Source organism: Vibrio celticus (assembly GCF_024347335.1).
GTDB lineage: Bacteria > Pseudomonadota > Gammaproteobacteria > Enterobacterales > Vibrionaceae > Vibrio > Vibrio celticus.
Genome location: NZ_AP025463.1, coordinates 775,217 through 793,812, shown reverse-complemented (window position 1 = coordinate 793,812; position 18,596 = coordinate 775,217). Strand labels below are relative to the sequence as shown.

General features: G+C 44.3%; 17 protein-coding genes. 5 read left to right on the top strand and 12 right to left on the bottom strand.

The genetic code is table 11. From position 1 onward, the window contains the following. Nucleotides 1-27: 27 nt before the first annotated feature. The 9 genes from bamA to rpsB all read right to left on the bottom strand — a co-directional run bounded on the left by bamA (nucleotide 28) and on the right by rpsB (nucleotide 10,059). The gene (gene bamA / locus OCV19_RS03780) at nucleotides 28-2,433 is read right to left on the bottom strand and encodes an outer membrane protein assembly factor BamA (protein WP_065675236.1); all 2,406 of its coding nucleotides are present in this window, start codon (nucleotides 2,431-2,433) and stop codon (nucleotides 28-30) included. 48 nt (nucleotides 2,434-2,481) lie between these two features. Further along, nucleotides 2,482-3,840 carry a sigma E protease regulator RseP gene (rseP, locus tag OCV19_RS03775; protein WP_050649627.1) on the bottom strand — a complete coding sequence of 453 codons (1,359 nt, stop codon included), beginning with the start codon at nucleotides 3,838-3,840 and terminating at the stop codon, nucleotides 2,482-2,484. Beyond that, entirely contained in the window at nucleotides 3,837-5,045 is a 1,209-nt protein-coding gene (gene ispC, locus OCV19_RS03770; RefSeq protein WP_065675235.1) for a 1-deoxy-D-xylulose-5-phosphate reductoisomerase, read from the bottom strand. The genes rseP and ispC overlap by 4 nt, the downstream gene beginning before the upstream one ends. Before the next feature lie 51 nt (nucleotides 5,046-5,096). Then, nucleotides 5,097-5,939 carry a phosphatidate cytidylyltransferase gene (locus OCV19_RS03765; protein ID WP_048612218.1) on the bottom strand — a complete coding sequence of 281 codons (843 nt, stop codon included), beginning with the start codon at nucleotides 5,937-5,939 and terminating at the stop codon, nucleotides 5,097-5,099. Nucleotides 5,940-5,954: 15 nt separating this feature from the next. Continuing rightward, a complete protein-coding gene (locus tag OCV19_RS03760) occupies nucleotides 5,955-6,707 on the bottom strand; it encodes an isoprenyl transferase (RefSeq protein ID WP_017063364.1) in 753 nt (250 codons plus the stop codon). 98 nt (nucleotides 6,708-6,805) lie between these two features. Next, nucleotides 6,806-7,363 carry a ribosome recycling factor gene (gene frr / locus OCV19_RS03755; RefSeq protein WP_017060741.1) on the bottom strand — a complete coding sequence of 186 codons (558 nt, stop codon included), beginning with the start codon at nucleotides 7,361-7,363 and terminating at the stop codon, nucleotides 6,806-6,808. Nucleotides 7,364-7,461: 98 nt separating this feature from the next. Further along, nucleotides 7,462-8,193 carry a UMP kinase gene (gene pyrH, locus OCV19_RS03750; RefSeq protein ID WP_017630771.1) on the bottom strand — a complete coding sequence of 244 codons (732 nt, stop codon included), beginning with the start codon at nucleotides 8,191-8,193 and terminating at the stop codon, nucleotides 7,462-7,464. A 150-nt stretch (nucleotides 8,194-8,343) separates the two neighbouring features. Beyond that, entirely contained in the window at nucleotides 8,344-9,189 is an 846-nt protein-coding gene (gene tsf / locus OCV19_RS03745; RefSeq protein ID WP_048606678.1) for a translation elongation factor Ts, read from the bottom strand. A gap of 138 nt (nucleotides 9,190-9,327) precedes the next feature. Further along, nucleotides 9,328-10,059, bottom strand: coding sequence for a 30S ribosomal protein S2 (rpsB, locus tag OCV19_RS03740; protein WP_032547152.1), 732 nt, complete (start codon nucleotides 10,057-10,059; stop codon nucleotides 9,328-9,330). Nucleotides 10,060-10,517: 458 nt separating this feature from the next. Between rpsB and map the strand changes: the two genes are divergently transcribed. From map to OCV19_RS03725, 3 genes are all read left to right on the top strand, one after another. Next, the gene (gene map, locus OCV19_RS03735) at nucleotides 10,518-11,396 is read left to right on the top strand and encodes a type I methionyl aminopeptidase (protein ID WP_065675234.1); all 879 of its coding nucleotides are present in this window, start codon (nucleotides 10,518-10,520) and stop codon (nucleotides 11,394-11,396) included. Between the two features lie 138 nt (nucleotides 11,397-11,534). Continuing rightward, the gene (gene glnD / locus OCV19_RS03730; protein WP_065675233.1) at nucleotides 11,535-14,156 is read left to right on the top strand and encodes a bifunctional uridylyltransferase/uridylyl-removing protein GlnD; all 2,622 of its coding nucleotides are present in this window, start codon (nucleotides 11,535-11,537) and stop codon (nucleotides 14,154-14,156) included. Nucleotides 14,157-14,374: 218 nt separating this feature from the next. Then, a complete protein-coding gene (locus tag OCV19_RS03725) occupies nucleotides 14,375-14,758 on the top strand; it encodes a DUF3461 family protein (protein ID WP_004734354.1) in 384 nt (127 codons plus the stop codon). 154 nt (nucleotides 14,759-14,912) lie between these two features. On the opposite strand, the gene truC is transcribed toward OCV19_RS03725, so the two are convergent. Continuing rightward, nucleotides 14,913-15,662: a tRNA pseudouridine(65) synthase TruC gene (gene truC, locus OCV19_RS03720; protein ID WP_017060745.1), complete on the bottom strand. Its 750-nt coding sequence runs from the start codon at nucleotides 15,660-15,662 to the stop codon at nucleotides 14,913-14,915. Beyond that, on the bottom strand, nucleotides 15,662-15,976 hold the full coding sequence (locus OCV19_RS03715) for a YqcC family protein (RefSeq protein WP_065675232.1): 315 nt from the start codon (nucleotides 15,974-15,976) through the stop codon (nucleotides 15,662-15,664). The genes truC and OCV19_RS03715 overlap by 1 nt, the downstream gene beginning before the upstream one ends. A gap of 87 nt (nucleotides 15,977-16,063) precedes the next feature. Here OCV19_RS03715 and OCV19_RS03710 point away from each other — a divergent pair, with 87 nt between their 5' ends. Beyond that, a complete protein-coding gene (locus OCV19_RS03710; RefSeq protein WP_065675231.1) occupies nucleotides 16,064-17,104 on the top strand; it encodes a DUF3549 family protein in 1,041 nt (346 codons plus the stop codon). Between the two features lie 81 nt (nucleotides 17,105-17,185). Then, nucleotides 17,186-17,494: a DUF3301 domain-containing protein gene (locus OCV19_RS03705; RefSeq protein ID WP_017060748.1), complete on the top strand. Its 309-nt coding sequence runs from the start codon at nucleotides 17,186-17,188 to the stop codon at nucleotides 17,492-17,494. Here OCV19_RS03705 and OCV19_RS03700 read toward each other — a convergent pair. Next, entirely contained in the window at nucleotides 17,460-17,978 is a 519-nt protein-coding gene (locus tag OCV19_RS03700) for a GNAT family N-acetyltransferase (RefSeq protein ID WP_065675230.1), read from the bottom strand. The two genes, OCV19_RS03705 and OCV19_RS03700, sit on opposite strands and share 35 nt — an antisense overlap. Between the last annotated feature and the right edge of the window lie 618 nt (nucleotides 17,979-18,596).

Here is an 18,596-nt window from a genome sequence, read left to right as displayed (position 1 = left end):
ATTTTTCAAAATATTGTCCTTTAAATATTAGAAAGTTCTACCAATAGTAAATGTGAAGAACTCTTCATCATCACCTTCGTAAACTTTAATTGGTTTCGCTAGAGAGAAAACCAGTGGGCCCATTGGTGACATCCATTGAAGAGCGGCACCATAAGATGAACGATAATTGGTTGGATCAGAGTAATCGTAGTAGTACTGGCTGCCACTATTTGGTGCGCCGCGGTCTACGAACTCGGTGTCCCATACACTTGCCATGTCGAAGAAGACACTGGTACGAATCTGGCTGCGCGCTTCATCAGAAGCAAACGGCGTTGGTACAATTAACTCTAAGCTTGCTAAGGCAACCGCGTTACCACCCACTGAATCATCAGTAGCGGTATCATAGGTTGGGTTATTACCTGTGCTGCTTCCGTAAACAGCTTTCGGACCTGCCGAGTTAGAGCCAAAACCACGTAGGGTTGTAAAACCACCTGCGTAATAGTTCTCGTAGAATGGGAACAAGTTATCGTTACCATCCGTTTGACCATAACCATTACCATAGCCTAATCGGCCACGCATCAATAGTGTGAACTCATGCTTTTTGGTCAGCGGGATGTAATGTTTTACATCGTACTGCATTTTGAAGTACTGAGCATCAGAACCAGGTACCGTCACCTTAGCAAAAGCACGTTGATGGTTACCTTCGGTTGGGAAGAAACCACGGTTAAGATTGTTACGAGTCCAAGAGATATTGATGTCGAAGTCATCGGTTAGAATGTGTTCGTCACCATATTGGTCAATACTTCTCGCGAACTGTTCAACTTGGATATAGGTCGGAACGTTACCAATCTTGTTGTGCGTATAGCCAACACCAAACTCGAGACGGTTCAGCTCATCCATAGGGAAACCCCATGTTAGGCTGGTACCATAACTTTGGTTGGTATAGTCGACGATACCCGCTTCAGAGGCTTCAAATTCGTTGTAGAAGATCTTACCGCCTAAGCTTACACCATCTAGGTTCCAGTATGGGTCGCGGTAGTCTAAGCTCACGTTCTTTTGGTAATCGTTCATCATGGCACTTACGCCAACACGGTTACCAGAGCCCGCAAAGTTATCTTGTTGTAAACCAACTTGGAAGCTAACACCTGATTCAGTACCGTAGCCAACACCAAAGTTGATGCTGCCTGAGTTCGCTTCCTTAACGTTGTAAACCAAATCAACTTGGTCTTCACTGCCAGGAACACGCACTGTTTGTACATCAACCGTTTCAAAGAAACCTAAACGGTTAAGACGGCTCTTACCGGTATCAATTGATTTAGAGTTAAGCCAGCTGCCTTCCATTTGACGCATTTCACGACGCAGTACTTCGTCTTTCGTTGAGTTGTTACCCGTGAATCGAATATCACGAACGTAGATACGGCTACCCGCTTCTACATTGATAACCAACGACACTTCTTTAGTCTCATCGTCAAATTCAGGAATCGTGCGAACTTGTGGGTACGCGTAGCCAGATTCACCAAGAATTCGTTTTACGTTCTCTTCCAAAGACGTTACCGAAGAACCGTTGTACGTATCGCCGTCTTCGAATGGCACTAATGCTTCGAAGTCAGCCTCACGACCGATTAATTCACCACGAAAAGAGACATCTTTAACGGTGTAAGCTTCGCCTTCATCAAGGCCAAGTGTGATGTAAACACCTTTCTTGTCTGGAGAGATCGCCACCTGCGTAGAGTCGACCTTAAACTTCAGGTAACCACGGTCAAGGTAGTAAGATTTCAACGCTTCGATATCACCGGCTAAGACCTGCTTTTGGTATTTTTCATCCGCAAGGAAATTCCACCATGCAACATCAACGTTCAGGTTGAAACGACTGAGCAGTTCAGAGTCAGAGAAGACTTCATTACCGATAAAGTTGATTTGTTGAATCTTAGCGGATACGCCCTCAGTAAACACAAACTTAAGGTCAGAACGGTTACGTGGCAGAGGTGTCACAACCGCTTTTACTGTCGCGTTGTACTTACCCACGCTGTAGTAAAAATCTTCAAGGCCTTTCTCAATGTTACTCAGCGTAGTACGGTCAAGAGCTTCACCTTCACGAACACCAGACGCATCTAGGTTCTGCTGAAGTTGTTCTTCTTTGATCGCTTTGTTACCCGAGAATGAAATGCTCGCGATGGTCGGTCGTTCTTTCACTTGAACAACTAAAACACCTTCATCGCGAAGGACTTTAACGTCCTCAAAGTTACCTGAAGCATACAGTGCACGAATGATCTCAGATACATCGCTTTCATCTACTTCATCGCCAATACGCACTGGCATTTTCAGTAGAGCTGCACCTAATGCAACACGCTGTAAACCTTCGATCTTGATATCTTGAACCACAAAGTTTTGTGCTCCGTTCGCAGCCACACTAGTGGCCAATAGACTTGCGAACAGAATTTGCTTAATCGCCATACTTATTCTAATTATTCCTTGCTACTACCAATGCCTGTGAGAAACCATTCACAGACGAGTAAAATCATTAAATATTGCCAGAGCCATCAAAGAGAAGAGGATTGCACCTCCCACTCTGTATCCCATTTCCTGAACTTTTTCAGGCACCGGTTTACGAGTAACGGCCTCAATAGCGAAAAAGAGCAAATGTCCGCCATCAAGCATAGGCAGCGGAACCAAATTAATAATCCCCAAGTTAACACTAATCAGAGCCAAAAAGCCTAAGAAGTAAACCAAACCGTAATCGGCGGTTGTCCCTGCACCTTTGGCTATTGAAATCGGGCCACTCAAGTTATTTAAGCCAACATCACCAACGATGAGCTTCTTAAGCATTGTCAGCGTCAAACCAATGATTTGGCCTGTTTTATCAAATGCTTTTCCTACTGACTCAATTACACCAAATTGTAACTCAAAGCGATAATCTTCTGGCCATTCTGCGACTTCTGGAGCAATACCTGCATAGCCGATTGTGGAACCATCAGAAAGCTCGCGGCTTTTTGGCGTCATAACTAATGACTGTTCAGTACCATTTCGTAGGACTACAAGGTCCAAGGGTGTCATCGGGTTTGAACGGATTAACTCAACAACCGACTGCCACTGTTCAATAGGCTGCCCATTAATCTCAACAATTTTGTCGCCAGCTTCTACCCCTGCATCGTATGCCGCACCGTCATCAATGACTTGAGCGAGCACTGTCGATATCTCTGGAGAATACGGTCTAAAGCCCAGCGTTGTCATTGCAGATTCAGTTTCTGGATTAAATGACCAGTCTGAAATATCCAATGTCATCTGTTGTTCAAAGCCGATATCGTCTTGAGAAGAAACCGTTACAGTCATGGACTGATCACCAATATGCGATATCAACCCCATATTGACTGATTCCCAATCTGCGGTTTTGATTCCCGAAATAGATTTAAGTTCCATTCCAGTTTCAATTCCGGCTTGTGCAGCAATAGATTGCGGAGTAACTTCACCAATTACGGGTTTAACCGCTGGCACGCCAATCAAAAATACAAGCCAATACGCAAAGACGGCAAAGATAAAGTTAAACGCGGGACCTGCACCAACTATCGCCGTTCTTTTCCACAATGGCTTCTTATCAAAAGCGTATTGTTGCTCGTCTTCAGAAAGGTCGTCTACACGACCATCCAGCATCTTAACGTAGCCGCCCAATGGAATGACAGACAAGCTGTACTCTGTGCCATCACGGCCAACTTTGCTCCAGATTGATTTACCAAAACCAATCGAGAATTTCTCAACTTTCACACCACAACGACGAGCAACCCAGAAGTGTCCAAACTCATGGACAGCGACCAGAATACCAAGCGCTACAATAAAGGATGCGAAGTTCCACAGAATTCCACTCATGCTAGCTGCTCTTTAATAAATTGATTGGCTATTTGACGAGACATATTATCGAGCTCGAGAAGGCTTTCCAAGCTATCTAAGCCCTCAGAGTTATGTTGTTCACATACTTTGCTCATAACATGCTCGTTAATGACAGCAATATCGGTAAATCTCACTCGATTGTTCAAGAAAGCATCGACTGCAATTTCGTTTGCTGCGTTAATTGCGGTTGTAGCATGCTGACCTAAGTAACAAGCTTCAATCGCTAATCTTAAACATGGGTAACGGCTAAAATCTGGTTCTAGGAAAGTAAGCTCGCCCACTTTGGTGAAATCCAGAGGCTTAACACCCGCTTCAGTGCGCTCAGGGTAAGACATCGTCAAAGCGATTGGCGTCGCCATGTCAGGTTCGCCCATTTGAGCAAGCACAGAGCCATCCTTGTACTGGACCATAGAATGAATCACAGACTGAGGATGAATAATCACTTTCAACTGCTCTTGAGAGGCATTAAATAACCATTTCGCCTCAATGTACTCTAAGCCCTTATTCATCATAGTCGCTGAATCGACCGAGATCTTAGGACCCATAGACCAGTTAGGGTGTGCGATAGCTCGTTCTGGAGTTACCGACTGAAGCTCAGCAACGTCCGTATAACGGAAAGGACCACCCGAACCAGTCAAAAGAATATGGTTGATGCCATTCTCTTCCAAATCACAACGGCCTAGGTTAGTTTGTACGTTTTGAGGCAAGCATTGAAAGATAGCATTATGTTCACTATCAACTGGAAGTAGTTCAGCGCCGTACTTTGCTACCGCATCGATAAACAACTGCCCAGACATTACCAAGGCTTCTTTATTAGCAAGCAAGATACGCTTACCAGCCTTAACCGCAGACATAGTAGGAAGTAAACCAGCGGCACCAACAATCGCAGCCATTACCGTGTCCACTTCTTCTAGAGAAGCAACCTGACACATGCCTTCAGTGCCTGAAAGCACTTTTACGTTAGGGTAACTCGCGGACAACACTTCAGTCAGTTGAGACGCTGCATCAGGGCAAGCCATAGCAGCATAGCTTGGTTGCCACTTTTCAACTAGCGCCAGCATCTTTTCAACATTCGAGCCTGCAGCCAGTGCAACCACTGAATAGAGATCTGGGTTTTGCTCAACGACTTTTAGTGTACTTGCACCAATTGAGCCGGTTGCGCCAAGGATAGTTAGATTTCGCATCACATATGACCGTAGAAATGTAATAAAGGGCAGAATCACTGCCCTTTTTTATTAGAATGCTAAATAAAGCAGAGCAAAGACAGGGAATGCAGCCGTTAAGCTATCTATTCTATCTAGTATACCACCATGACCAGGAATCAGATTACTGCTGTCTTTCACCCCAGAAACACGCTTAAACATGCTTTCAACAAGGTCACCTAGAACAGAAATAACAACGGTCACAAGGGTAATAACAATCATGTGAAGTGGGCTTGTGAATTGGATGTCAAACAAGTCAGCAAAGATCCAAGCCACGATCACCGCAGTAATAATGCCACCGATAAGACCTTCAATCGTCTTATTCGGGCTTACCGCTGGTGCCATTTTACGCTTACCAAAACTCTTTCCTGAAAAGTATGCGCCGCTATCTGCAGCCCAAACAAGCAAGCAAACAAACATCACCAGTTTTGCACCATGGTAAGGATCAGCATCGATACCGTTAGCACGCAGGATAACCACACTCCAGAAGAATGGCAGCAGAGTCAGCACACCAAAGGCGTGACGAAGAAGAGAAGAGTCTTTCCATGCAGGCATAGACTTAGGATAAGTTACCGCCATGCCGCTCGCGATTACCCACCAAATCGAGCCAATCGTTAGAATGGCGTAGTGAGCAGTAGACAAGTTATTAAGGCTAAATGCATCAAAAGGGATAAAAGCAAAACTTGCAGCACTAACCACAACCGTTGGAATCAACGCTAAATAACGCGATTTGCTTTCAACAAACTGAGTCCACTCCCAAAAACCCAATAACGAGATTACCGCTAGTGAAAGAATAAATGTAGGAAGTGATAACTCAAAAATACCTAGAATAACTAGGGGAGCTAAAATCAACGCCGTAATAATTCGTTGTTTCAAACCAAAAAATCCTTATTAACTGTCCATCAGAGCTTTAATTTGCTCACCGGTGCATCCAAAACGACGCTCACGGTTAACAAACCAAGTCACAGCTTCTACTAAGCTGTCTTCATTAAAGTCTGGCCAGAATTGTTCAGTGAAATACATTTCGGCGTAAGCCAACTGCCAAAGCATAAAATTACTAATGCGGCATTCGCCACTGGTACGGATAAGTAGATCAACCTCAGGAATATCTGCCATCGTCAGGTGCTGTGTAATCATAGCTTCATCAATGTCATCTACATTAATATCGCCAGACTTTACTTGTTGAGCAATAGAGGTCATTGCTTGCTGAATATCCCACTTACCGCCGTAGTTAGCTGCAATATTAATAACCATACCAGTATTAGTGCTAGTCAAAGCTTCCGCTTCTTCTATCTTCTTTTGTAGTCGATCATTGAAACGACTTTTATCACCAATAACACGAAGTTGTAGATTATTTTTATGAAGCTTTTTTACTTCACTCGACAGCACTGAAATAAACAGTTCCATCAAGATACCGACTTCTTCTTCAGGACGACGCCAGTTTTCGCTACTAAATGCAAAAAGAGTAACGGCTTTAATGCCAAGTCTGGCTGCAGAAGAGATAGTTTTACGAACGGCTTGAACACCGTTTTTATGGCCAAAGACGCGAGGCTTGCCCTGAGCTTTTGCCCAGCGACCATTACCATCCATAATGATAGCAATGTGTTTAGGAAGAGAGTCTGTGAACGCTTGAGAATTATGCATAAAAGAGTGAATCAAATTCTAATAGTCGAACAGAGTAGCATAAAAAAACGCTGCACCGTGAGTACAGCGTTTTTCCGGAAAGAAAAGAATATGGAAAATTAAACTTCCATCAACTCTTTTTCTTTAACAGCTAGAACTTCGTCTACGTTCTTAACCGCAGCGTCAGTTAGCTTTTGAATTTCGTCTTGTGCTTTACGATCTTCATCTTCAGAGATTTCTTTATCTTTAAGAAGTGCTTTTAGATCGCCATTCGCGTCACGACGGATGTTACGGATAGCAACACGGCCACCTTCAGCTTCGCCACGAACGATTTTAACTAGGTCTTTACGACGCTCTTCCGTTAGCGGTGGAAGTGGAACACGGATAACTGTACCCGCAGACATAGGGTTTAGGCCTAGGTCAGATGTCAGGATAGCTTTTTCAACTAGAGGAGTCAGTGTTTTATCAAACACTGTAATAGCTAGTGTACGTGCATCTTCAGCGATAACGTTAGCTACTTGAGTCAAAGGCGTTGGAGCACCGTAGTACTCAACAGTAAGACCAGAAAGTAGGCTCGGGTGCGCACGGCCTGTACGGATCTTTTGCAGGCTGTTTTTTAGTGCATCAACACTTTTTACCATGCGCTCTTGAGCGTCTTTTTTGATTTCGTTAATCACAATTTCACCTTGATTATGTTCTTTCTTCAAGAAAGCTTTTTATTTGGAGTGATAAGGATAAGCTTACCAAGGAACAACACCTCAGTAAGCCCGAAAAATTAGTCAGCGTCGCTGATTAATGTACCTTCAGTTTCACCCATAACCACGCGACGTAGTGCGCCTGGTTTATTCATGTTAAATACACGGATTGGCATTTTGTGATCACGTGCTAGCGTAAATGCAGCCAAGTCCATTACTTTAAGTTCTTTATCAAGAACCGTGTTGTAAGACAACGTATCATACAACTCTGCGTCTGGGTTTGCTACAGGGTCAGAAGTAAATACACCATCTACTTTTGTCGCTTTTAGAACTACGTCAGCTTCGATTTCGATACCACGTAGACATGCAGCAGAATCCGTAGTGAAGAATGGGTTACCAGTACCAGCAGAGAAGATCACAACGCGACCTTGACGTAGTTGGCTGATTGCGTCTGCCCAGTTGTAGTCGTCACACACACCTTTAAGAGGGATTGCAGACATTACACGTGCGTTTACGTAAGCACGGTGAAGAGCGTCACGCATTGCAAGGCCGTTCATTACCGTTGCAAGCATACCCATGTGGTCACCAACAACGCGGTTCATACCTGCTTCAGCAAGGCCTGCACCACGGAAAAGGTTACCGCCACCGATAACAACGCCTACTTGAACACCTAGTTCAACCAATTCTTTCACTTCTTGAGCCATACGATCAAGGATCGTCGGGTCAATACCAAAACCTTCTTCGCCTTGTAGTGCTTCACCGCTAAGTTTTAACAGAATACGTTGATACGCCGGTTTAGGGTTCGTAGTCATGGAGTTTACCTTCCAAAGAGTTGATGATTAACAGTCATGGATAAAAACTGAATAGCTCAGTTTGCATTCATAACAGCTAAAAAATAATTCACTATTCATAAAAAGACCGCAGCATTTGCCACGGTCTCTTTTCAAACAATACGCTAAGGATTAACCTTTTTGTACCGCTGCAACTTCGTCAGCAAAGCTCATTTCAGCTGCTTTCTCGATGCCTTCACCAACTTCTAGACGTACGAAGTTAGATACTGAAGCGCCTTTCTCTTTAAGGATAGCGCCAACAGTTTGCTTAGGCTCCATGATGAAAGCTTGACCAGTTAGAGAGATTTCGCCCGTGAATTTCTTCATACGGCCAACAACCATTTTCTCTGCGATTTCAGCTGGTTTGCCTTCGTTCATAGCGATTTCAACTTGAACTGCTTTTTCTTTCTCAACTACGTCTGCAGGTACGTCTTCTGGGTTTAGGAACTCAGGACGTGATGCAGCAACGTGCATTGCAACGTGCTTAAGAGTTTCAGCTTCGCCTTCACCAGCAACAACAACACCGATTTTCTCGCCGTGACGGTAAGAAGCTAGTGCAACACCTTCAACGAATTGTACGCGACGGATGTTGATGTTTTCACCGATTTTAGTTACTAGTGCGATACGCGCTTCTTCAAATTTAGCTTGAAGATCAGCGATTTCTAGACGTTCTGCTAGAGCAACTTCAGCAACTTCGTTAGCGAATGCAAGGAAACCTGCATCTTTAGCTACGAAATCAGTTTGGCAGTTAACTTCAAGAAGAGCAGCTGCGCCGTTTGCTTCTTTGATGATGATTGCGCCTTCAGCAGCAACGTTACCAGCTTTCTTAGCTGCTTTTGCTGCGCCAGATTTACGCATGTTTTCAATTGCTAGCTCGATGTCGCCTTCAGCAGCAACAAGCGCTTTTTTACATTCCATCATGCCCGCAGCTGTGCGTTCACGAAGTTCTTTAACTAGAGCTGCAGTTACAGTTGCCATTCTCTATTCCTCAGTAAATTCTAAAAAAGATAAAAAACAGGGGCCTAATTAATTGGCCCCTGATATTGACTGTATTCAGTCCGTTAAGCCATCGATTATGACCGCTTAATGTGAACTAAATATGGCTCAGAGCCGCTATTATTCAGCTTCTACAAAACCGTCTTTTTCAGCAGCTACAGCAGCAACATCTTTGTTGCGACCTTCTTTAACCGCGTCTGCAGCAGCGTTTAGGTAAAGCTGTACTGCACGGATTGCATCATCGTTACCTGGGATAACGAAGTCAACGCCGTCTGGGTTAGAGTTAGTATCAACTACAGCGTAAACTGGGATACCTAGGTTGTTTGCTTCTTTAACTGCGATGTGTTCGTGATCAGCATCGATTACGAATAGAGCGTCTGGAAGGCCGCCCATGTTCTTGATACCACCAAGAGATTTCTCTAGCTTCTCCATTTCACGAGTACGCATTAGAGCTTCTTTCTTAGTAAGCTTGTCGAAAGTACCATCTTGAGCTTGCGCTTCAAGTTCTTTCAGACGCTTGATAGACTGACGAACAGTTTTGTAGTTCGTTAGCATACCGCCTAACCAGCGGTTGTTAACGTAGAACTGGTTGCTGTTGATAGCAGCTTCTTTAACAGCTTCAGATGCAGCGCGCTTAGTACCAACAAAAAGAACTTTACCTTTCTTCTCGCCAACTTTAGCGATTTCAGCTAGAGCTTCGTTGAACATTGGTACAGTTTTTTCTAGGTTGATGATATGTACTTTGTTACGAGCACCAAAGATGAATGGCTTCATTTTTGGGTTCCAGTAACGAGTTTGGTGACCGAAGTGAACACCAGCTTTAAGCATATCGCGCATTGATACAGTTGCCATTTTAAAATCCTCTATGGGGTTAGGCCTCCACATCCCCCATGAATCCGACCCCTAACAACTAACCACTTTTCAGCCGTTATCTGTGTTGTTGAGGCACCCCGGAACATGTGTCGGAATGTGTGTGATTTAAAGAAATAAGTTAGTGGACACAAAGCTTGTTTCGCCTATTGGAGAAAACAGTCCTGATGTCCGGCGCGCTTTATACCATATTTTGTCTATCTATGGCTAGAAAAAAAATCTAAAAATGGCGACTGCTATACTGATCCCTATCGGCGAAATTTACCTATAAATAGTGTCGCTATTCATTCACTTCTATCTCAATAGACCGGACGTAAACCACTCAGGTTGAGTAGTATCCACCAGCATTGTATGGATATGGGAATGTTGCGCTAAAATGCTGCACTGATAGAATAGCCCCAATATGCACACTTAGGTGCTACCAAATTAAGAGATATGCAATGGCTGTAAAAATTAAAACTGCTGAAGAAATTGAAAAAATGCGCGTCGCCGGCAAGCTGGCGTCGGAGATTCTAGAGATGATTGAACCTCACATCCAAGTAGGTACAACGACAGAAGAGCTAAACCAAATCTGTCATGAGTACGCTACGGAAAGAGGCGCATACTCAGCACCACTTGATTATCACGGTTTCCCTAAGTCAATCTGTACCTCTATCAACCACATTGTGTGCCACGGTATTCCAGCATCACAAGATGAGACTGGCAGCACAGGTCAATTCAAACCGGCTGTATTAAAAGATGGCGACATTCTTAACGTTGATATCACGGTAATCATCCCTGATGACGAAAACGCAGATCTAAGCGTTCGTCCACAAGGTTACCACGGTGATACCTCTAAGATGTTCCTAGTGGGTGAGGTTTCACCAGCAAATAAGCGTCTGTGCATGGTTGCTCAAGAAGCGCTTTACGAAGGCATGCGCCAAGTTAAGCCAGGTGTTCAACTTGGCCAAATCGGTACAGCTATCGAGAAGTACATCAAAACAAACAACAAGAACAACCCACGTGCTAAGTTCTCTATTGTTAAAGATTACTGTGGTCACGGCATTGGTTCTGAATTCCACGAAGATCCACAAGTGGTTCACTACAAGAACAGCGATCGCACCGTGCTAAAAGCAGGCATGTGTTTCACTATCGAGCCAATGATCAACGCGGGTAAGTTTGGCTGTCGTCTTGATGACGAAGATAGCTGGACAGTATACACAGCAGACAGCAAGAACTCGGCTCAATGGGAGCACACTCTGGTTGTAACTGATACTGGTTGTGAAGTACTAACACTGCGCAGCGATGATACAATCCCACGTATCATGAAGAACGCTTAGTTCACCGAACTGAACGCATCAGCCTTTTAAAAATATCCTCGCATTGTCGAGGATATTTTTTATCCACTCAATTTCGATTTTCCATCAGCTTCTGTTAAATTGTTTACTATTCTCATTTGCTTGCACGGATAGCAGACTATGCCTTATCAATGCCCTCTTACGTTCAATGACGAACAAATTGAAATCTGCGAATTAAAAAATCAGCTCGAGATCTTCACGCAGTATCAAAAAAATGAATTCCTGAATCATCATCCAGTTACCGACTTAGTGTTGCTACGCTCCGAATACATGGATTTACTTCTCAATCGTTTATGGGAGTATTTCGGATTCAATAAACTGCCTCATATTTCACTCGTCGCTGTAGGCGGTTATGGCCGTGGTGAACTCCACCCCTTGTCCGACATTGATATCCTTATCGTCTCGCAAAAAACATTGCCACCAGCACTTGGCGAAAAAGTCAGCCAGTTCATCACCCTACTCTGGGATTTGAGACTCGAAGTTGGTCACGCGGTACGTACCATTGCCGAATGTCTTGATATCGGTATTGATGATTTAACCGTTGCAACCAACCTGCAAGAGTCTCGATTGCTGTGTGGTAGTGAAGACACTTTTCAAGAACTAAAGCTGAAAATTCATTCCGATTCATTTTGGCCAAGTGAAACCTTCTACAAGGCTAAGATTCAAGAACAAAGAGAACGTCATGCTCGCTACCACGACACCACTTACAATCTAGAGCCGGACATTAAATCGACTCCAGGTGGACTCAGAGACATCCATACCCTGAGCTGGGTAGCGCGTCGCCACTTCGGTGCGACCTCTTTGTTAGAGATGAGCAAGTACGGTTTTCTAACCGATGCTGAGTATCGTGAGTTAGTTGAGTGCCAAGATTTCTTATGGCGAGTTCGTTTTGCACTGCACATTGAACTGCGCCGTTACGACAACCGCCTCACCTTTGCCCATCAAGCTCAAGTTGCTGAACATCTGGGTTATACGGGCGAAGGCAACCGTGGTGTTGAGATGATGATGAAAGAGTTCTACCGAACCCTTCGTCGTGTTGCTGAACTGAATAAGATGCTGCTTAAACTGTTCGATCAAGCAATCATCAATGGTGGCCAGACTCAAGACGCTGAGATTCTCGACAACGACTTCCAGCGCCGTGGCTCACTGATCGAAGCGCGCAAGCCAGCTCTATTCCAAGCTAGACCAGAAACGATTCTCGATATGTTTATCCATATCGCTAATGACTCGACTATCGAAGGGGTAAGCCCACCAACATTGCGACAACTGCGAACGGCGCGTCGTCGATTGAACCGATTCCTGCATACCATTCCTGAAGCTCGTGACAAGTTCATGGATCTAGTTCGCCACCCTAATGCCCTGCACAAAGCCTTTAGCTTAATGCACAAATTGGGCGTGCTCTCTGCGTACTTACCGCAGTGGAGCCAGATCGTTGGTCAGATGCAGTTTGACCTATTCCATGTTTACACCGTGGATGAGCACAGTATCCGCCTGCTCAAGCACATCAACCGCTTTGGTCAAATCGAAAACCACGATAAGCACCCTATCTGCTGTGAAGTCTATCCTCGAGTACAGAAGAAAGAGTTGCTGATCCTTGCCGCTATCTTCCATGACATCGGCAAAGGCCGCGGCGGAGACCACTCTGAGATAGGTGCGGTTGAGGCTTACTCTTTCTGTATTGAACATGGGCTCTCAAAGCCAGAAGCCAAACAAGTGGCGTGGTTAGTACAAAATCACCTATTGATGTCAGTAACGGCTCAACGTCGTGATATCTACGACCCAGATGTGATCACCGAATTCGCCAAAAAAGTGCGTGATGAAGAATCACTCGAGCTACTGGTTTGTTTAACCGTTGCCGATATCTGTGCGACTAACCCTGAGCTATGGAACAGCTGGAAACGAACGCTGTTAGCAGAGCTATTCCACTCTACTCAGCGAGCACTACGCCGCGGATTAGAAAACCCTGTCGATGTCAGAGATCGTATTCGTCATAACCAACAAATGGCGTCAGCTTTGCTGCGTAAAGAGGGATTCACCGCTCGTGAAATTGAAGTGTTATGGCAACGCTTCAAAGCCGACTACTTCTTACGTCACACACACAAGCAAATCGCTTGGCACTGTGAGCACCTACTTCGCCTAGAAGACCCAAGCCAACCACTCGTACTGATCAGCAAAAAAGCGACACGTGGTGGTACAGAAGTATTCGTTTACTGTAGAGACCAAGCGGCACTGTTCGCGACCGTGGTTGCAGAGCTCGACAGACGTAACTTTAACGTTCATGACGCGCAGGTCATGGTTAGCAAAGATGGTCATGTTTTGGATACCTTTATCGTACTAGACCAGCACGGCGAAGCGATTGATGAAGCAAGACACAAAGCCGTCGCTAAGCATCTAACTCATGTTCTGGCTGATGGCCGCCCAACTAAGATTAAGACTCGTCGTACGCCACGTAACTTGCAGCATTTCAAGGTAAAAACCTTAGTTGAGTTCCTACCAACCAAGAGTAAGAAACGCACCTTGATGGAGTTAAGAGCTCTTGATACGCCGGGGTTGTTGGCTCAAGTCGGTGCAACCTTTGCAGAATTAGACATTAACTTGCACGGTGCGAAAATCACCACCATAGGTGAGAGAGCTGAAGATTTGTTTATTCTGACCAGTGACGCGGGAGGAAGACTGTCTGAAGAACAGGAACAAGCACTAAGAGAAAGGTTAACTGAGCATGTTTCAGAACTCGCACCTTAGAAAGCTAATTTAGTGCTAGAAGTAAGTTATGACTAGGAAACAAGTTTAGCTCTAGGAACAGCTTTAATAGCCAAATAAGTGTGGGCAAAGATAGAGAGCGATCTTGCCCACAACTTACAATCAATTCACAGATATCAACTATCTAGCTCGTCGTTAGGCTGCTACATTGATCAAGTCAATTACATAAAAGTATTACATTCATAACCTAGAGGTCGCTTATGTATCCAAACCTCACTGGCTTAGGTATCCACGAACCTAAACAGATTGAACGTTACTCCCTTCGCCAAGAAGCTCATAAAGATATCCTGAAGATTTACTTTCGTAAGCAGAAAGGTGAACTGTTTGCGAAAAGCGTTAAGTTTAAGTACCCACGACAAGTAAAAAGTGTGCTTGTTAGCGGTGGCAATAATCAATACAAAGAAGTGACAGAAATTAACCGCAACCTCACTCTTGTGATTGATGAACTCAACAAAATCACCAAACCGACGCCAACGGCTGAGGTGGATGTGAAGCAGAAGATCCTTACCGACTTACGCCATCTAGAGAAAGTGGTATCAAGCAAGATCGCTGAGATCGAAGCTGATCTAGAAAAGCTAAAATGATCCCGCGACTAACTATTACTGTTAACTAACCAACATTAGTTATGCCGTTAAGGTTATACAGATACAAAAAGGGCTGATATCACTATCAGCCCTTTGTTTTTTTATTCTATTTTCTCTATTCACTTAGACTCGCGATTGCCTAAACACGCGAGACTTACTTAGACAAGCAAGTTTGAGCATCGATTAAGTTAGTATCCCACTCAAAGGTTTCAAACAACCTTAGCCAAGTTTCATCAAGGTTGGCCTTCATCACCAACTCTTCTTTTGTGAAAGGATGGATAAAGCGAAGCTCAGAAGCGTGCAACAACAAACGATGCGAATCTAAATCATCACGGAACAGTCGATTGTGCTTACCATCACCATGTGAAGTATCACCGACAATCGGATGTCTTAGATGAGCCATGTGACGACGCAGCTGATGTTTGCGACCTGTCTTTGGCATCATCTCAACCAAGCAGTAGCGGCTCGTAGGAAAGCGTCCTGTTGAATATGGCACTTCTACTTTTGCTAGCGGTTCATAGACTGTCACTGCCTCTTGCGCTTCTTTGTCTTCTTTCGCGAACTTATCTGCGATCTTATCCAGCTCAACCTTAAGTGCATAATCGAGCGTATCGCCCTCTTCTATCCAACCACGGACAATCGCATGATAGGTTTTTTGCATCTCATGATTAGCGAACATTGGCATCACCTGTGAAGCAACCTCACTCGACAACGCAAACACCAACACACCCGATGTCGGTCTGTCTAAGCGGTGTAATGGAAATACATGCTGACCAATTTGATCGCGCAATGTCTGCATAACAAATTGCGTTTCGTGTTTATCCAACCATGAACGATGCACTAGCATGCCAGCGGGCTTATTCACCGCAACAAAGTACTCATCTTGATAAATGATCTCTAACATTACGCACATACCTCATCAATGCTCTGAATTGTCACTAGCAGTTCGACTTTGTCTGCCTCATTTTTCCACACTTCACCAAAATAAGGGTGGATAGCAAAGCCTTTCGGTAGGCTCATTTGGGCATCCATCATTGCGTTGATCTTTACAATAAAGATCCACTGCAACCACTCTTCTGGCTTTAGAGAATCGATAGCAAAAGGTTCAACGCTCGCCAGAGCTTCATCCGAAGGCGGAAGCGTGCTCCATAGGGAACATTGGCGCATTTGTTGTTCTAATTGTTGAAGTAAAAGAGGTAACTTTGTGGCTGCTGTCATTTTTCACCAAGTTATTTATCTAGTGACCTTGAAATTGGGGCATAGAGTACCATCTATTTAGGAAAGAAAGTTAGGAGCTTTATTACTATGGAAACGATTCACACGCTCACTCAGTTACTAAAGAATAGCGGTTGCCAATACGATATCTACGACCTAGGTCGTCGTATTCAGAAGATCGACAACACCTTATTCTCTGATGTTGAGCAAGGGAAGCAGCCGTACCCATTTCCACTTCAGAAACAAGCTCACTTAGCGATTAGTTACTGGAACGAACACAAGCAACCGTGGATCTGGTTCCTAAAATTCAAACTGGACGAAAGAGGCCTATTACATCAAGGTGATGTCGGCAATTTCCTTAAGTTTGTTATCGAAGCGATGGGCACACGTTTGAACGGTGAGATCAGCGAAGAGCAACAACAAAAGCTGTCAAACAACCCATATACCTTCAAGCCTTCAGAAGACAAAATGGCCGTGTTCCATAGCCAAGTAAGAGCAGGTTTAGACCTTGCAACGAGCCAATACTACGAACACGCTCAACACTACTTCACTGGCGATCTAGGCTGGGACAACTGGAAAACCGTTGGCCTACAAGGCATCACTGATATGTGTGCTCGTTTAGGCAGCCAACAAAATGGTGTCACGATTCGCAAGGCATTGAATAAACTGCCATCAGAACCTCTATACGCAACACTAGGGGCGCTTGAGCACACGCAAATCAATGACAAGCTGGCTCAACGCTTACAAGAGATGGCAGAGAATGAGATTAACAGCCAAGAGCCGGATCTGTTCTTACTGTCGGCACTGGTACGTGCCCTTTCTGGCGCAGAGCAAAGCACAACGAACTCCGTAATTAACCAAGTACTGGCGAGCCCGCGCTTAAGTCACCAAGAAGTATTGATTGGTTTGGCTGGTCGCAGCTGGCACGCACTGCAAGATCCAGCGATTGCTGAGCAATTCTTGCTACGCCTCGCACAAACAGGCAACCAGAACCTGTTCAATCAATTATTTGCAGATTTAGTGATGATTCCGACACTAAGAATGGTATTTTTGCCGTTGTTGAATTCGAACCCATCACCAGAACTTGCCAATGCACTTGTTGAATTACAACAAGCGGCCAAGTCGCAATAGATCAGACTGAACGCTCAGTAGCTCATAAGAAAAAGCTCAAATCACGAACGGAATAGAGAGATAAAAGGAAGTATGGATTAAATGATAGATAATTTATTGGCTATTTTGATGCTGTGCTTCTTTTGCTTTCTGTTTTGGCAGCAGCGCAGGCAATCCGAGCTTGCGAAAGCTGCCATTGCGAGAAAATGTAAAGAGCTCGACTTACAGCTATTAAGTGTTGCCTTTAGTGGTCATAAACTTAAGATGCGCCATGAGCTCACCACTATTTGGCGCTGGCACACCGTGTATCAATTTGAGTTTTCAGCGTTGGGTGATGACCTGTACCAAGGGAAACTGACCATGGTGGGTTTCCGTTCTATGCGGTTTGAGCTACAGCCTCATAGAATGTAACGTCGCAATGCTCGGTATAACGATATTCATGATAAGGGCCAAACTGATCTTGTTTGGTCTCTTTAAATGCAAAGCCTAATTTTTCTAATAGCTTAATCGATGGGTTGTGTCCGACATTCACAGTCGCAACAACATTCGTTAGACGCTCTTCAAAGCGCACTAAACTAAAGAAAGGTTTTAGTACCTCACTAGCAAAGCCTTGATTCCAGTATTCTTTATCCAAAATAAAACCAAGTTCATGCTCACCCTTTTCCGATGAAACAAAGACATGTCCAAGATATTCACGGGTTTGGTTGTGGATGATCGCGCGGCAGAAGCCGACGTTATCTTGCAGTATTTCTTGAAAAAGATGCTTCGCAGAGGCGACAGAGTGAGGCCCGTTCATTTCAGCACGATTAATGGGGCAGCAATTTAACTTGATAAAGTCGAGTTCTAGCTGTTCAGTATAAGGTACCAACAGCGTTCTTGAGGTTGCTATCGTCATAAAACACTCCTTGTGTTGACCATTAGCAGAAAAGCAGATGTTGCGCCTTAGATGAAAAAGCTCTCGATTAAAAAGAGCCACCTAGACAGAGGAAGCCTCAGAAAAAGAAAAGCCCCGACACCGAAGTGTCAGGGCTAGGGTCTTACTCGCAGCAGTCCGGCTACTAATTAATGCTCCATGCATCATCCATAATAGTGGCTGTAATCCTTCAGCTCTTTCCTTTACTTCGCCGTCCTAGCGGTGTCCAATCATCCTGAAAGCTAACAATCCTAGTTAGCGCACATCACTTGTTCCGTGAGCGGTGTCCTTTACATCGTCCTGATGCTAATCCAACCCTTTAATCCTAAAGGTGTCCATTGTCATTCCGTTGCAGCTAACTTCCTGTTAACTGGCTGTATCCCTACAATGTCCTTACGCTCCATGCTTGATCACTCTATCCTAAGTAACCAAATCTTCATCCTGAAGATAACCAAATCCTTGGTGCTTTCCTGTTCCGTGTCAGAATCCTTCCGACAAGGTTTAATTTACGCGATTTAGGATTTCGGACAATAGATTTGCATCACATTTTGAATTCAAGAAAGTTGTTAATTATATAAAACAATTAAAATTCAATACGTT

Excerpts from the sequence above, each read along its gene's own strand:
- bamA (WP_065675236.1), bottom strand. The coding sequence starts at position 2,433 with ATGGCGATTAAGCAAATTCTGTTCGCAAGTCTATTGGCCACTAGTGTG.
- glnD (WP_065675233.1), top strand. The coding sequence starts at position 11,535 with ATGCCTTATCAATGCCCTCTTACGTTCAATGACGAACAAATTGAAATC.
- OCV19_RS03725 (WP_004734354.1), top strand. The coding sequence starts at position 14,375 with ATGTATCCAAACCTCACTGGCTTAGGTATCCACGAACCTAAACAGATT.
- tsf (WP_048606678.1), bottom strand. The coding sequence starts at position 9,189 with ATGGCAACTGTAACTGCAGCTCTAGTTAAAGAACTTCGTGAACGCACA.
- rpsB (WP_032547152.1), bottom strand. The coding sequence starts at position 10,059 with ATGGCAACTGTATCAATGCGCGATATGCTTAAAGCTGGTGTTCACTTC.
- pyrH (WP_017630771.1), bottom strand. The coding sequence starts at position 8,193 with ATGACTACGAACCCTAAACCGGCGTATCAACGTATTCTGTTAAAACTT.
- OCV19_RS03705 (WP_017060748.1), top strand. The coding sequence starts at position 17,186 with ATGATAGATAATTTATTGGCTATTTTGATGCTGTGCTTCTTTTGCTTT.
- OCV19_RS03760 (WP_017063364.1), bottom strand. The coding sequence starts at position 6,707 with ATGCATAATTCTCAAGCGTTCACAGACTCTCTTCCTAAACACATTGCT.
- OCV19_RS03700 (WP_065675230.1), bottom strand. The coding sequence starts at position 17,978 with ATGACGATAGCAACCTCAAGAACGCTGTTGGTACCTTATACTGAACAG.
- OCV19_RS03710 (WP_065675231.1), top strand. The coding sequence starts at position 16,064 with ATGGAAACGATTCACACGCTCACTCAGTTACTAAAGAATAGCGGTTGC.
- rseP (WP_050649627.1), bottom strand. The coding sequence starts at position 3,840 with ATGAGTGGAATTCTGTGGAACTTCGCATCCTTTATTGTAGCGCTTGGT.
- truC (WP_017060745.1), bottom strand. The coding sequence starts at position 15,662 with ATGTTAGAGATCATTTATCAAGATGAGTACTTTGTTGCGGTGAATAAG.
- ispC (WP_065675235.1), bottom strand. The coding sequence starts at position 5,045 with ATGCGAAATCTAACTATCCTTGGCGCAACCGGCTCAATTGGTGCAAGT.
- OCV19_RS03715 (WP_065675232.1), bottom strand. The coding sequence starts at position 15,976 with ATGACAGCAGCCACAAAGTTACCTCTTTTACTTCAACAATTAGAACAA.
- map (WP_065675234.1), top strand. The coding sequence starts at position 10,518 with ATGGCTGTAAAAATTAAAACTGCTGAAGAAATTGAAAAAATGCGCGTC.